This window comes from Prevotella pectinovora, assembly GCF_041323955.1.
In the GTDB taxonomy this organism is placed as follows: domain Bacteria; phylum Bacteroidota; class Bacteroidia; order Bacteroidales; family Bacteroidaceae; genus Prevotella; species Prevotella pectinovora.
In genome coordinates this window covers 1,382,919-1,395,779 of the sequence record NZ_JBGLIV010000001.1, presented here as the reverse complement: position 1 = coordinate 1,395,779, position 12,861 = coordinate 1,382,919, and the positions used below count along the sequence as shown (strand labels likewise).

General features: G+C 44.9%; 10 protein-coding genes. 8 read left to right on the top strand and 2 right to left on the bottom strand.

Annotated features, from left to right (window positions below; all coding sequences use genetic code 11):
- Positions 1-365 precede the first annotated feature (365 nt).
- The 6 genes from ACDC99_RS05525 to ACDC99_RS05500 all read left to right on the top strand — a co-directional run bounded on the left by ACDC99_RS05525 (position 366) and on the right by ACDC99_RS05500 (position 5,182).
- Positions 366-1,814, top strand: a complete 1,449-nt coding sequence (locus ACDC99_RS05525) for a Do family serine endopeptidase (protein WP_370756113.1) — start codon at positions 366-368, stop codon at positions 1,812-1,814.
- 204 nt (positions 1,815-2,018) lie between these two features.
- Positions 2,019-2,882, top strand: coding sequence for a sigma-70 family RNA polymerase sigma factor (locus ACDC99_RS05520; protein WP_022315947.1), 864 nt, complete (start codon positions 2,019-2,021; stop codon positions 2,880-2,882).
- Between the two features lie 176 nt (positions 2,883-3,058).
- Positions 3,059-3,472 (top strand): hypothetical protein, encoded by a 414-nt coding sequence (locus tag ACDC99_RS05515; protein ID WP_022315946.1) that lies wholly within the window; start codon positions 3,059-3,061, stop codon positions 3,470-3,472.
- A gap of 48 nt (positions 3,473-3,520) precedes the next feature.
- Positions 3,521-4,402, top strand: a complete 882-nt coding sequence (locus ACDC99_RS05510; protein WP_022315945.1) for a hypothetical protein — start codon at positions 3,521-3,523, stop codon at positions 4,400-4,402.
- A gap of 31 nt (positions 4,403-4,433) precedes the next feature.
- Positions 4,434-4,910 carry a S24/S26 family peptidase gene (locus ACDC99_RS05505; RefSeq protein ID WP_022315944.1) on the top strand — a complete coding sequence of 159 codons (477 nt, stop codon included), beginning with the start codon at positions 4,434-4,436 and terminating at the stop codon, positions 4,908-4,910.
- Positions 4,911-4,915: 5 nt separating this feature from the next.
- Positions 4,916-5,182 carry a PqqD family protein gene (locus ACDC99_RS05500; RefSeq protein WP_042517138.1) on the top strand — a complete coding sequence of 89 codons (267 nt, stop codon included), beginning with the start codon at positions 4,916-4,918 and terminating at the stop codon, positions 5,180-5,182.
- Between the two features lie 303 nt (positions 5,183-5,485).
- Here ACDC99_RS05500 and ACDC99_RS05495 read toward each other — a convergent pair whose 3' ends face one another.
- A complete protein-coding gene (locus tag ACDC99_RS05495; protein WP_288767933.1) occupies positions 5,486-7,690 on the bottom strand; it encodes a S9 family peptidase in 2,205 nt (734 codons plus the stop codon).
- Positions 7,691-8,070: 380 nt separating this feature from the next.
- Between ACDC99_RS05495 and mnmL the strand changes: the two genes are divergently transcribed.
- On the top strand, positions 8,071-8,976 hold the full coding sequence (mnmL, locus tag ACDC99_RS05490) for a tRNA modification radical SAM protein MnmL/YtqA (RefSeq protein WP_370756109.1): 906 nt from the start codon (positions 8,071-8,073) through the stop codon (positions 8,974-8,976).
- A 51-nt stretch (positions 8,977-9,027) separates the two neighbouring features.
- On the opposite strand, the gene ACDC99_RS05485 is transcribed toward mnmL, so the two are convergent.
- Positions 9,028-9,846, bottom strand: a complete 819-nt coding sequence (locus ACDC99_RS05485; protein WP_042517131.1) for a gliding motility protein GldB-related protein — start codon at positions 9,844-9,846, stop codon at positions 9,028-9,030.
- 383 nt (positions 9,847-10,229) lie between these two features.
- Here ACDC99_RS05485 and gyrA point away from each other — a divergent pair, with 383 nt between their 5' ends.
- Positions 10,230-12,851 carry a DNA gyrase subunit A gene (gene gyrA / locus ACDC99_RS05480; protein ID WP_287072570.1) on the top strand — a complete coding sequence of 874 codons (2,622 nt, stop codon included), beginning with the start codon at positions 10,230-10,232 and terminating at the stop codon, positions 12,849-12,851.
- Positions 12,852-12,861 lie beyond the last annotated feature (10 nt).

Here is a 12,861-nt window from a genome sequence, read left to right as displayed (position 1 = left end):
GGCATAAAAGCACAATATAAACAAATAACATTCCGGTCCATCCGCTCATGTAGGCTATGTATCCGTAGGCTGCATCGGGCGGATGGATTTCTTTTATTCCGTAACCTCATTCCTGTCATTTAGCTTTAGACGTTCTTCCGTTTAGCCTGATGAGAGATTCACGCTTACCTCAATATGCCATTATAACGTATGGGTTAAACAAAAGTAAAAAAACGAACATGTCACGCTAAGAGCCGTTAACGCTTACAGATTGATTGTTAAAAGAGAAGAAAAGTATGAGACATTATGGCAGTTTTACATTTGTTGCGTCTATATTTGCACTCCGAAAACCAAACTGAAATGTGTAACAATAAAGATATTTTGAAATGAAAAAACTATCTAATCGAATTGCGATGGCTGCAATGTCACTTACATTGACCATTGCGACGCCAACAGCAGCTTTTGCGGGCGTCAATGCAGTTCCAAGTCAACCAGTTGACCTGACTTACGCAGCAGAGAAGGCTCTGCCATCTGTGGTGCATATTCGTTTCTTGCAGAATAGCAAAGTGCAGACCGTTGATGTGCAGTCTGATCCCTTCGGAGACTTCTTCGACCCATTTGGCTTCTTTGGAAACCCTGGGAATGGTGGCACGCAGAAGAGAAAAGTGCAGACTCCAAAGAGAGAGGGTTCCGGTTCAGGAGTCATCATATCTACCGACGGATATATCGTGACCAACAACCACGTGGTGGATGGAGCTGACGAACTAACCGTGACGCTCAACGACAACAAAGAATATTCTGCCCGCATCATCGGTACGGACAAGACTACAGACCTCGCACTTATAAAAATCAGTGCCACAAACCTCCCAGCCATGCCTATCGGCGACAGCGACAAGCTGAAAGTGGGAGAGTGGGTGCTTGCAGTGGGAAATCCTTTCAACCTTAACTCCACAGTTACAGCAGGAATCGTAAGCGCCAAGGCGCGGTCGCTCGGAGCCAACGGCATAGAGTCGTTCATTCAGACCGACGCTGCCATCAACTCTGGAAACTCCGGCGGAGCATTGGTAAACACACGTGGGGAGCTCGTGGGTATCAATGCCATGCTTTACTCACAGACCGGAAGCTATAGCGGCTATGGATTTGCCATCCCTACCACTATCATGAACAAAGTAGTGGCTGACCTGAAGAAATACGGAGTTGTGCAGCGTGGTGTGCTCGGAGTTTCAGCTATCGACGTGAACAAGTATTTCGACTCGCAGAAAGAACAGGGCAAGGAGGTAGACCTCGGAACCATGGAGGGAGTATATGTAGCCAAGGTGGATGAGGACGGCTCTGCAGCCGAGGCCGGAATCAAGGAAGGCGACGTGATCATAGCCGTAGATGGCAAGAAGGTGGTCAAGATGAGCGAATTCCAGGAATATATCACAAACAAGCGCCCTGGCGACAAGGTGACCGTGACATATCTGCGCAAGAAGCAGAAAAAGACCGCTACTATCACTCTCAAGAACGAGCAGGGCAACACGAACATCGTGAAAGACGCTGACCTGGATGTTCTCGGTGGAACATTCCGCCCGGTGACAGAACAGGAGAAGAAAGATCTGAACATCAGCTACGGATTGGTAGTGACAAAGGTTACCGGCGGAGCGCTCAAGGATGCGGCAGTTTATAAAGGCTTCGTAATCCAGCAGGCTAACGACACACCGATGAAGACTCTCAACGACCTGCAGAAGGCAGTCAAGGACGCTTCTACAAGCAAAGATCCTGTGCTTATCCTCAAGGGATTTTCGCCAACAGGAAAGAAGGCTTACTTCGCTGTGATGCTTGACAAACAGTAAAATCTTTCGACTGAATAACGATAAAAATATCAATGGCACAGGCAAACTACCTACATAAAGGCAGTTTGTTTGTGCTTTTTTTATTCAAAACAGGCTGTTTTGACTTCATATTCATAGGTATTTGAAAAAAAAGAATATAATCTTTTGTCGTTAGAATAAATAATATTATATTTGCATTTGGTAAATTAGTTAAAACTTTTTTCTATGAGACAACTGAAAATCACATCATCCATTACAAACCGCGAGGACCTTTCGCTTGACAAGTACCTGCAGGAAATCGGACACGAAGAACTGCTGACCGTAGACGAAGAGGTGGAATTGGCGCAGCGGATAAAAAAAGGTGACCGGAAGGCACTTGAACGCCTCACAAAGGCAAACCTCAGATTCGTTGTCTCAGTCGCTAAACAGTATCAGAACCAGGGTCTCAGTCTTCCTGACCTTATCAACGAAGGGAATCTCGGACTCATAAAGGCTGCTGAGAAATTTGATGAGACAAGAGGCTTCAAGTTCATATCATACGCCGTGTGGTGGATAAGGCAAAGCATTCTGCAGGCTATTGCAGAGCAGAGCAGGATAGTGAGACTGCCACTGAATGTGGTGGGAACCGTGAACAAGGCTAACAAGGCGCAGAACAAATTTGAACAGCAATACGAAAGAAGGGCTAGCGTTGACGAACTCGCAGAGCAGACAGACCTGCCGGAGGACAAGATACGCGAAGCTATGAAAATTAACGGAAGACACGTGTCCGTTGACTCGCCAATAAAAGAAGGTGAGGAAGGAAGCCTTATTGACATAATGGCTAACTCCGACTCGCCGGATCCTGACAATGAGCTCGTGATGGAATCCCTGCGCGAGGAGATAAAAAGAGCGTTGCAGGCCCTGAACGAAAGAGAGCGCAAAGTCATAGAGGCTTTCTTCGGAATAGACCAACCGGAAAAGACGCTTGAGGAAATCGGAGTGCTGTATGGACTGACAAGAGAACGCGTAAGGCAGATTAAGGAAAAGGCAATACGCCGACTACGCCATTCCACTCAGAACAAACAGCTGAAATCCTTCCTCGGTAGCTGATAGCCTACAGACAAGGGAAAGGCGTCTGTAGGCTTGGCGTATCGAAATTCCATAGGTGGAAACGATATGAAAGTCCGGTGCTACTGAATGATGGAGACCAGGGTCCGGGTGATTTCTGAAATGGATAAATGAGTATATAAAAAAAACGAAATAGAAACAATACGAATAACAGAATAATGAGATCTTTAAAATATGTGGCACTTATGGCTGTACTGCTTTTGACGACAGTACAACTGGCTTATGCTGCCAAGGGAAAGGGAGTCAAGACTACTTATGTGTTTGGTGTGGCAACATCGTTCAACGATTCTACGGCTTATGTAACTGTCATTCAGCAGCTTGACTCTGTAACGACTGTAGGAAAAACAGGCATTCTGGCAAACAAACAGGAGTATTCTTATCAGCTACGTGAATTCATGGGCGGCAAAGGTATTCAGCATGCTACTTGTGTAACAGTAAATGCCAAGTCTCGCAAAGAGGCAGAGAAATCATTGAGCTCTATGAAGCAGCGGCTGGCTGGTAAGAACAAACTCATCGTAAAGCAGATACCCGCTGAAGAGTTCGCCTATCAGCGTGTAGTGATGGCGCATTGAGAATGGATGCAGGGCCCTGTCTTTATTTTATAATTGAAATAATTCGAAATGCTCTATCGAATAGCGGAATTCCCTATTGAAATAAGTTTCTCGGAGGATTATACCGATGGAACAAGTCTGATTCCTTCTTTCACACCCTTTGTCATTGGTAGGATGTGTAAGGAGGAGTCTTTGTTGCTGCGTCTTTATGTAGACGATAAACTGCAGCCTAAAAAAGAAAACAGGGAACGTATTGGAGATTTCGATACGGGGAATGGCAATGTAATAGTAGACCGCTTCCCGGATTCCAGTTATCAGTATATAATAAAGGATCTTGAAGGCAGGGCTTGCTGCCTGCTACAGACAAACGCAGACTTCAACGATTGTCGCTGTGCGCTGAACGGTGATTTCTTCATGAGGCAGTATGCGCTCAACAATGCCGTGATGATGGCTTTCTCGTTTGCTGCAAGTTTTCAGAAGGCTTTGATGATTCATGCCTCGCTGGTGAGACACAACGGACGTGGCTATGCTTTCATAGCCCAAAGCGGAACGGGAAAGAGCACTCAGGTGAGCAACTGGCTGAGGTATATACCAGACTGTGACCTTATGAACGATGATAATCCTGTGGTGAGAGTCATCGGCGAAGAAGTGTTTGTTTATGGAACTCCGTGGAGTGGTAAGACGCCATGCTATCGTGATGTGAAAGCGCCTCTGGCAGCAGTAACTCGTATTGAACGCTGCGAGAGAAACTGGGTGGAAAAACTGCCTACGGTGGCGGCTTTTGCTTCATTCCTACCTTCGTGTTCCACTATGAGATGGGACAAGAGGGTTTTTGACAATGTCTGCAACTGTATTTCTGACGTGATAAGATTTTCCGAATTATATACGTTGCATTGTCTGCCAGACAGAGAGTCGGCAGAGGTCTGTCACTCGATGATTGACCATGAATGAACTTGAGCCTGTTCAGATAATACATAATCTTATGAAGAAGAGAGAAGAGAAATTGTTTTCAAATTCAGAACTTATTCCAGAGGTTATAAGTCTTCTGGAGGAAGGACATACCGTGACCTTGCCACTGAGAGGATATAGTATGCGGCCCTTTCTTGAAGACAACCGTGACAAGGCATTGCTCATTCGGGCGAGAGACCCTAAAGTGGGAATGCCCGTGCTGGCAGAAATAGGCGAGAATTATTTCGTATTGCATAGGATTGTGAGCATAAAAGGAGAGAATGTGGTACTTCGTGGCGACGGAAATATCGGTACCGAACGCTGCAAGCTCTCTGACGTAAGGGCGGAGGCAATAGGATTCTACCGCAAAGGCAGGGAACATATCGACAAGACCAATGGCCTGAAATGGTGTCTATATTCGTTTCTGTGGACAAGACTGACGCCTCTCATAGTGCGTCGCTACATACTTGCTGCTTATCGCAGGATTGTTAAAACCGAAAATATCAATTGAAAAATATGCGTAAGAAACCTGGATTTAATCTTCGTGACGTCTGTGGAGAGCAGATTGTCGTGGCTGAGGGTAAAGAGAACATAGACTTCAGCAATATCATAAGTATGAACGAGACTTCGGCCTTCATTTGGGAGGCTTTGGGAGACAAGGAGTTTGATGCCGATATGATGGCTTCTTTACTTTTGGAAAAGTATGATGTTGATGCTGAAGTGGCAAAGGCAGACTGTGAAAATTTGCTTCGTGGGTGGAGTGAAATAGGTATCGTGGAATAATAACAACGACATGATCTTATGCTCAAATATATGTTCTGACAGTAGGTTGAGGATAACCAGTTGGTGCATGTTGGTATGGGCGTTGTTCTTTGTTATAGCTAAAAGTCTTGCTTTTTGTAGCTATAAGAATTGTTCATTGTAGTATAAAATGCATTTTGTAGCTATAAATTGCTCTTTGTAGTGTCCTTTTTGATAAATTAATAATGGCGGTTTCCCTTTAGACTTTATGTCTTGTTGGGGAAACCGCCATTATTCTTTTATATTCGTTTGGTTCTTTTATTCCAAATCAGGTGTGTCAGAAGCTTACTTCATCTTTTCAACAAAGAAGTCTGCAATCTGTCTGAGCAGGTGGTTGCGAGTGTTGCCACCATAGATGCTGTGGTTGCGGTTGGTGTAGATGTTCATGCGGAAATCCTTGTCTGCCTGAATAAGAGCCTCCGTGTATTCATATGCGTTCTGTGGATGCACGTTGTCGTCTGCAAGGCCATGACAGATAAGGAGGCTGCCGCTGAGACCAGCCGCTCTCTTGATCGGGTTGGTGTCGTAACCTGCAGGGTTCTCCTGAGGAGTACGCATATAGCGCTCTGTGTATACGGTGTCGTAGAAACGCCAGTCTGTTGGAGGTGCTACTGAAACACCTGCCTTGAATACGTTTCTTCCCTCGCTCATGCTCATGAGAGTGTTGAAGCCACCGAAGCTCCATCCCCAGATGCCGATGTTGTTTTTGTCTACGTATGGCAGAGTGCCAAGATAGAGGGCTGTTTCCACCTGGTCTTTCGACTCAAGGTCGCCAAGCTTGAGATATGTGCACTTCATGAATTCTTCTCCTCTTCCGCCAGTGCCGCGTCCGTCAACGCAAACCAGGATGAAACCTCTGTCAGCGAGATATCCGTCATAGAGACATCCGTTGCCCATTGAACCTACTGCCCATGAGTTTTTAACCTGCTGACTGCCAGGACCACTATACTGCCACATGATGACAGGATATTTCTTTGAAGCGTCAAAATTGTGTGGCTTTACCATGATGCCGTTTAGCTTTACTCCCTCGGATGTCGTGAAGGTGAAGAACTCCTTCTGTGGAAGGTTGTATTCCTTGAGCTTGGTTTTCAGCTCGCTGTTGTCATTCACCATTGCGATGCGCTTTCCGTTCTTGTCACACATTGAGTATTCGAAAGGAGTGTTTCTGTCGCTCCAGATGTTCACGAAATACTTGAAGCCCTTGCTGAAAGATGCAGAGCTCCATCCGTCGCGTTTTGTCAGACATTCGGTCTTGCCGTTCTTTGCCGTTACATATACTTCGCGGTTCATCGGATCCTTGCCTGCAGCCTGATAATAGGTGTTGCCGGTCTTTTCGTCGTAGCCGTAAACATCGGTCACGTCATGTTTGCCAGTAGTGATTTTTTTCACCAGACTGCCGTTGATGCTGTAGAGATACAGCTGCATGAAGCCGTCGCGGTCGCTTGGCAGCAAGATATGGCTGTCGGTAATCTTGATGTTTGCCATGGCCTCCTCCTGAACATATTTGGCGTTCTTCTCCTGGATGAGCATCTTTGCTACTGTGCTTCTTGGATTTACGGCATATAGGCGGAGGTCGCTCTGATGGCGGTTGAATGTATAGACGATGATTTTCTCGGCATCTTTAGTAGCTACGATGCGTGGAATGTATCCGTCAGCGTCGAGTGGTACCTGCAATTTCCTTGTCTGATGCGACTTGATGTCGTAACTGTATACTGCCACCGTAGAGTTCTTCTCTCCAGCCTTAGGATATTTGTATGAGTAGAGACCAGGGTATGTGGCATATTCCTTGTGTTCAGGATATTCCCCCTTGAACATCTGCAGAGAGTATTCACGTACGTCCTTCTCGTCATACTTTATCCAGCATATCATGCTGCCGTCGCCATTGAAAGTCATGGCCGTGTTGAATCCGAACTCCTCCTCGTTCACCCAATCTGGAATACCGTTGATGAGTTCGTTCTTCTTGCCGTCTTTCGTCACCTGGCTCTCGGCGTTGTCGTAGAGCAGTTTTACAAGGAAGATGTTGTTGTCACGCACGAAAGCAATCTGCTTTCCGTCTGGTGACCAGACTGGTGTCTGCTGTGCTCCGTTGTCAGACAGCTTCTCAAGCTTGCGGCTTGCGATGGTGTAGATGTAGAAGTCGGCTGTGAAAGAACGTCTGTAAATCTTGTGTGAATTCGTCTGGATAAGCATCTTTGTACCGTCAGGACTCATAATATAGTCTTCGAAAGACTCTATTTTCTGACCGATGGTGTTGTTCACGTCAAACAGCACGTCGGTTTGTTTGCCGGTGCGGAAGGAGTATCTCACCACCTTCTTGCCGTCTTTGCTAACCTGGGCATAGGTCTCTCCGTCGTCGAGAGCCGTGATGCTTCCAATTCCTTTGGGGGCGAACTTGCCGGACGTGATGTCCTTGAGTGACAAGTCGTTGCCAGCCAAAGCAGTTGTAGCGCTAATCAATAAAGCTGCGCACATTAGGAACAATTTTCTCATAATTAAATTTATCTGTTTTTATAGTATTTCTATATCTATTGCAAAATTAGCAATTATATTGCAATTAGTACTCATGATTAAACACAATTTAACCCAAATGGGTTGTTACCCGGTGTTGAGGATTTGCATATTGTGTGAATAGTACGGTTTGTAGGGCTTTAACCATTCTTTAGTCCATAGATTATCAATTTTTAATTGTATCTTTGCATTCACATTTTATCAGAAACTGTTGATGCTATGTGTTTAATCCCGACGACAGTTGGATGGCTTCTGTCTTGGTGATATTTGATGGGGCTACGAATAAAACGTATTGCCGGCATCAGGTATTTCCCTGACTTACCAGTAATAATAGAATATGCCAACTTATATATAAATATTATATGCCGAATTATAATTCTTATAGCGAGTGGATAAGAAGGAAATTCCCGTTCAGGGTTCAGAAAATTTCCGTGGATGCCGGTTTTTCCTGTCCTAACAGAGATGGAAAGGTTGGTAGGGGAGGTTGTTGCTTCTGCGACAACCGTTCATTCAATCCTGCCTATTGTGACAGGGAACAGAGTATTACAGACCAGATAGAGAAGGGTAAACAGTTTTTTTCGCACAAATATCCAGACATGAAGTATCTTGCTTATTTCCAGGCTTATAGCAATACATATGCTGGTGTTGACATCTTGCGTAGGAAATACGAGGAGGCTTTGGCGTGTGATGATGTTGTGGGACTTATTATAGGAACCCGTCCCGACTGTATCAACGACGAGATTCTGGATTATCTGGAGTCATTGAATCGTCAGACTTTCCTCACGGTAGAGTATGGGATAGAAAGCACAGAGGATTCCACATTGTTGAGAATAAACCGCGGTCATGATTTCGGTTGCTCTGTCCATGCTATAGAAGAAACTTCAAAAAGGGGAATTGTCACCGGTGGGCACGTTATTGTGGGGCTGCCTGGAGAGTCTGCCTCCGACATTATAGCTCAGGCTAAAAAGATATCTGCAACATCTCTCGACATTCTGAAAATCCATCAGCTACAGGTCGTTAGAGGAACACGGTTGGCTGAGGATTATGAGAGAAAACCTTTTCATGTCTTCTCGGTTGACGAATATATTCGCACAATCTCAGAGTATATCCGCAATCTACGTCCTTCGATTGTCATTGAGCGTTTCGTTTCCCAATCGCCAAAGGGAATGCTTCTTGCTCCAGACTGGGGGCTGAAGAACTATGAGTTTACAGATAAATTGAATAAATATCTTCGAGAGAATGACATTCGCCAGGGAGACGCTCTGTAATCCGGATCAACCATTTGGGCTTGTTGTGTTAAGGCTTGTTTCCACTTTCTGCTACATGTGTTTAATGATTACGGAAAAATCGTTGTCTTGGATGAATTTGGTAATGTCTGTCTTTGGATGGCACCGCATATACTTTTCGGTAGCCTTGACAAATTTAGTGTCGAAAGCCTTTTCTTCCAAGACCTTATTGCAGAGCCACATTATTTTCCCCAGATGTATATCTCGCTCTATTTGAGGTCTTTTGTCGAAGTTGGGCATCTGGTGGATGCTCATCAGATAGAAGCAGATGGCATCAGGCACAATGTTCTTTCTGTTCATAGTTTTGCGCTGCGTTTCCGGATAGTATTTCCTGTAAAGAGGATAATCTTCTCCGAGATATTTGTCTATGGAGATTCCTATCGTGCTGTTGCCGATAATGATGCTTTGGTCAAGGGCGCCAATCTGCATGTATATCCTTGGAATCACAATTTTAGGATAAATCTTCTGCAGGTTCGTGAATGCCTTATTGAACTGGTCGTTCAAGTCGTCAACGTTAGCATACTGTGATTCTGCATCGCTTATAAGTGTCTGTAGTGTAGAGTCTTGATAAAAAGTCAGAAATATCTTGTTTATCTCGGGGTCGTTTACTTCGCCCAGCTTGAGCATATCCTCAATGAGTGTTCTTGTCTCCATCGGGTAGTCGGTGTTCATCTGCTGAAGGGCAGAAAAGTCGCTCGTGGTGAGGTATTGACTTTCCAACCTGTCGTAGCGGCAGATTTCAATTTTCTGCGGTTCGCTATACAAGAAGTCGAAAGCCTTGAACTTATATTCGCATGAGCAAAATGCTATCTGAATACAAATGAATATTATTATGTATATGAATCTTCTCACTATAAATTCTCTTCCTATTGTTTCTTTGATATTGCAAATTTACTAAAAAATATTATTTGCACAAAATTTAAAGCTAAAAATTACAAAATTCTAATTGCTTTTGTGTGTTTATTGTTTAAAATGGTTTAAAAATCTGCACATCTTGCCCTCGGTGTGTAATTATTTTGAGTTTGTATGCCTCAGTTTTCTCCTTTGTTCCTATTCCTAGTTCTTTGGCAGGAGCGGTAAATGTAAGTTGAAAATATTTTGCAGAATCTTTTTTGTGTTAAATATTAGGGCAGTTGGATAATTTGTTGTAACTTAGCACCCAAATTGTAAAATGCGCTTAAAACGCAAGGAAATGCCCTTAAAACGGGAATTTAAGAAAATTAACAGATTAACTAATGGATAGTAACAACACTATTGATCAAGACAGAATTCTCAAGATTAACATTGAGGAGGAGATGAAATCCTCATACATCGACTATTCTATGTCGGTGATTGTTGCCCGTGCGTTGCCTGATGTGCGCGACGGTTTCAAGCCTGTGCACAGAAGAATACTCTATGGAATGATGGGTATTGGCAATACAAGTGACAAGCCTTATAAAAAATGTGCTCGCGTTGTCGGTGAGGTGCTTGGTAAGTATCACCCACATGGTGACAGTTCTGTTTATGGAGCCCTTGTCAGGATGGCGCAAGACTGGAACATGCGTTACACACTCGTTGATGGTCAGGGAAACTTTGGTAGCGTGGATGGCGATTCTGCTGCTGCCATGCGTTATACGGAGTGCCGACTCTCAAAGATGGGAGAGCACATCATGGATGACCTTAACAAGGATACGGTTGACATGACGAACAACTTCGATGATTCGCTCGTTGAGCCGACAGTCATGCCAACAAAGATTCCAAACCTGCTTGTAAATGGCGGAAACGGTATTGCGGTAGGTATGGCGACAAATATTCCGACCCATAATCTCGGTGAAGTCATTGACGGATGTTGCGCATATATCGATAATCCAGAAATCGATGTTGACGGACTGATGCGTTATATCAAGGCTCCGGATTTCCCTACAGGTGCTTATATATATGGTATACAGGGAGTGAAAGATGCCTACGAAACTGGTAGGGGACGCATTGTCATGCGTGCGAAGGCTGAGATTGAGAGTGGTGATTCGCATGACAAAATTGTCATTACGGAAATACCTTATGGCGTGAATAAGGCTCAGCTTATTACATATATCGCCGATCTCGTCAAAGAAGGAAAACTCGATGGTATAAGCAATGCCAATGATGAGTCTGGTCGTCAGGGTATGCGTATCGTCATTGACGTGAAGAAGGATGCCAACGCAAATGTTATCTTGAATAAACTCTTCAAGATGACGGCTCTGCAGAGCTCATTCTCAGTGAATTGCATCGCTTTGGTTAAAGGTCGTCCACGTCTGCTTACTCTCAAGGAATGCGTTCATCATTTTGTTGAACATAGACATGACGTTACAATTCGTCGTACTAAGTTTGACTTGAAGAAAGCCCAGGAAAGGGCACATATCCTTGAAGGCCTTATCATCGCCTGTGACAACATCGACGAGGTGGTACACATCATCCGTGCATCCAAGACTCCGTCAGACGCACAGCGCAATTTGGAAAAGCGCTTTGAGCTCGATGAGTTGCAGTCTAAGGCAATCGTTGATATGCGTCTCAGCCAGCTCACTAGTCTGCGTCTTGAGCAGTTGCATGCCGAATATGAGGAGTTGGAGCGTCAGATCAATTATCTGCAGTCTATCCTCAACGATCCTGAACTTTGCAAGAAGGTAATGAAAGACGAGCTTCAGGAAGTGAAGGAGAAGTATGGAGACGAACGACGCACAGAGATAAAATATTCAAGTGAGGAATTCAATCCTGAGGACTTCTATCCTAACGATCCTGTAGTTATCACTATCAGTCATCTTGGTTATATCAAGAGAACTCCTCTGAGCGAGTTCAGAGAGCAGTCAAGAGGTGGAGTGGGTAGCAAGGGAGCCCATAGCAGAGAGCAGGACTTCACAGAGTTCATCTATCCAGCCACAATGCACAACACCATGATGTTCTTCACCAAGAAGGGACGTTGCTACTGGCTGAAGTGCTACGAGATTCCGGAAGGAAACAAGAGCAGCAAGGGCAGAGCGATACAGAACCTCCTCAATATCGAAAGCGACGACAGCGTCAATGCATTCTTGCGTCTGCGCGGTCTCGACAACGAGGAGTTCATCAACAGCCATTATGTAGTGTTCGCCACAAAGAACGGACTTATCAAGAAGACCTTGCTTGAGGCCTATAGCCGTCCGAGAGCAAACGGTGTCATAGCCATCAACATTCAGGAAGGTGACGAGGTGGTAGGAGTAAGACTTACCAACGGACACAATGAACTGGTGCTTGCAAACCGTAACGGTAGGGCTGTGCGTTTCGATGAGAATGCCGTTCGTGCAATGGGTCGTGTATCTACCGGTGTACGCGGAATGCGTCTCGACGGTGGAGACGACGAAGTTGTAGGAATGGTTGTAGTCAACAAGCCTGACGAGGAAACCATAATGGTTGTGAGCGAGAATGGCTACGGCAAGCGTAGTCTTGTTGAGGACTATCGCGTAACCAACCGTGGTGGCAAGGGAGTGAAGACTCTTGGAATTACAGAGAAGACAGGACGCCTTGTTGCCATTAAGGTAGTGACAGACGAGAATGATCTCATGATCATCAACAAGAGTGGAATCGTGATCCGTCTGTCTGTGAAGGAATGCCGTGTGATGGGACGTGCCACACAGGGTGTAAGACTGATAAACCTCACGAAGAAAAATGACGTCATTGCCAGCGTATGCAAAGTGATGAGCTCAGAGCTTGAGGCTGTTGTCGAAGATGAGAGTCGCAAACAGATGGTTGCTACAAACGAAAGGATAAACCAGGATTCCACTTCCGCTCCAGCCACACAGTTTGAAGACGGTGACCATATAGAGGAAAGTGATTCTGTTGCCGATAACAATGATGTGAATAACGAATAACTATAATCTT

Excerpts from the sequence above, each read along its gene's own strand:
- mnmL (WP_370756109.1), top strand. The coding sequence starts at position 8,071 with ATGCCGAATTATAATTCTTATAGCGAGTGGATAAGAAGGAAATTCCCG.
- ACDC99_RS05505 (WP_022315944.1), top strand. The coding sequence starts at position 4,434 with ATGAAGAAGAGAGAAGAGAAATTGTTTTCAAATTCAGAACTTATTCCA.
- ACDC99_RS05515 (WP_022315946.1), top strand. The coding sequence starts at position 3,059 with ATGAGATCTTTAAAATATGTGGCACTTATGGCTGTACTGCTTTTGACG.
- ACDC99_RS05525 (WP_370756113.1), top strand. The coding sequence starts at position 366 with ATGAAAAAACTATCTAATCGAATTGCGATGGCTGCAATGTCACTTACA.
- ACDC99_RS05495 (WP_288767933.1), bottom strand. The coding sequence starts at position 7,690 with ATGAGAAAATTGTTCCTAATGTGCGCAGCTTTATTGATTAGCGCTACA.
- ACDC99_RS05500 (WP_042517138.1), top strand. The coding sequence starts at position 4,916 with ATGCGTAAGAAACCTGGATTTAATCTTCGTGACGTCTGTGGAGAGCAG.
- ACDC99_RS05520 (WP_022315947.1), top strand. The coding sequence starts at position 2,019 with ATGAGACAACTGAAAATCACATCATCCATTACAAACCGCGAGGACCTT.
- gyrA (WP_287072570.1), top strand. The coding sequence starts at position 10,230 with ATGGATAGTAACAACACTATTGATCAAGACAGAATTCTCAAGATTAAC.
- ACDC99_RS05510 (WP_022315945.1), top strand. The coding sequence starts at position 3,521 with ATGCTCTATCGAATAGCGGAATTCCCTATTGAAATAAGTTTCTCGGAG.